Source organism: Bifidobacterium pongonis (assembly GCF_019331805.1).
In the GTDB taxonomy this organism is placed as follows: Bacteria; Actinomycetota; Actinomycetes; order Actinomycetales; family Bifidobacteriaceae; genus Bifidobacterium; species Bifidobacterium pongonis.
On sequence record NZ_JAHBBE010000079.1, the window covers coordinates 1 to 1,418 of the forward strand.

General features: G+C 67.7%; 1 protein-coding gene. It reads right to left on the bottom strand.

From position 1 onward, the window contains the following. A partial coding sequence (locus KIH75_RS09990; protein WP_219056551.1) for an Ig-like domain-containing protein occupies positions 1-1,418 on the bottom strand: 1,418 nt, incomplete at both ends.

Consider the following 1,418-nt stretch of genomic DNA (forward strand, 5'->3'; position numbering starts at 1 on the left):
ACTTCGTCATCGACGCGCTGCCCGACGTGGCCGGGTACGTGGCGACCTTGTAGTACACCTTCGCGCTCTTCCACACGGACGACGGCCTGTACCACACGGTCATCGGCTGGGCCGCCGCGCCCGTCACGGTCACGGTCACCGCGTCGGTCTTGGAACCGGCCTTCGCGGTGACGGTCGCGGTGCCGGCCTTCACGCCGGTGACCTTGCCGGTCCTGTCCACGGTCGCGACGGCCGTGTTGGACGACGTCCAGGTCACGGTCTTGTACGTCGCGTCGTCCGGTCCGACGGTCGCGCCCAGCTGGGCCGAGGCGCCCGGCTTCACGGACAGCTTGCCCGAGGTCGCGCCCGTGATCTTCACGGAGGACACCGGAACAACACCGTCAGTCACGGTCACGGTGACCGTGTCGGTCTTGGAACCGGCCTTGGCGGTGATGGTGGCGGTGCCGGCCTTCACGCCGGTGACCTTGCCGGTCCTGTCCACGGTCGCGACGGCCGTGTTGGACGAGGTCCAGGTCACGGTCTTGTACGTCGCGTCGTCCGGGCCGACAGTAGCGCCGAGCTGCTTGGACGCGCCCTTCGTGACGGACAGCTTGCCGTTCGTCGCGCCCGTGATCTTCACGGACTCGACCTTCACGACATCTCCTGCGGTCACGGTCACGGTGACGGAGGCGGACTTGCCGCCCGCGGTCGCGGTGATGGTGGCGGTGCCGGCCTTCACGCCGGTGACCTTGCCGTTCGCCACGGTGGCGACTGCGGTGTTGGAGGACTTCCAGGTCACGGTCTTGCTGGTCGCGTTGGACGGGTTCACGGTCGCGGTCAGCTGGGCGGACGCGCCCTGCTTCACGGACAGCTTGCCCGAGGTCGCGCCGGAGATCGTCACGGACGTGACGGGCACGACGGTCGCGCAGGTCACGGACGCGAGCGAGGACGAGGAGCCGTCCCAGCGCACCGTGCCGCCGTTGTAATCCATACCCGGCTCACGGGCGCCCGGGTACTGCTGGCTGCCGCCGTCGTTGAAGATCACCTTCGCGCCCGAGGCCAGGTTGTCGGGAACCTCGTACTTGTAACCGGTCTGGTCGCAGTTGTCCGCCGCCGTCATTTCGACGCCGGGCCAGGCTGCGTTGTTGACCGCGGTCGCACCGTCACCCGTGTACACGTACGCGTACATCTTGGACCAGCCGGAGGGCTTCGTCGCGTAGATGGTGTTCTTCTGCACCGGGGTGGGCGGAATCTCACCGGTCACCGTGACGGTGATGGTCGAGGACTTGGAACCCGACTTGGCGGTGATCTTCGTGGTGCCGGCCTTCTTCGGGGTCACGGTACCGTTGGAGGAAACCGTGGCGACGGAGGTGTCGGAGGAGCTCCAGCTCACGGAGGCGCCCTTCGGATCGGTCGTCGCGGTCAGCTTCTTCGTGGTC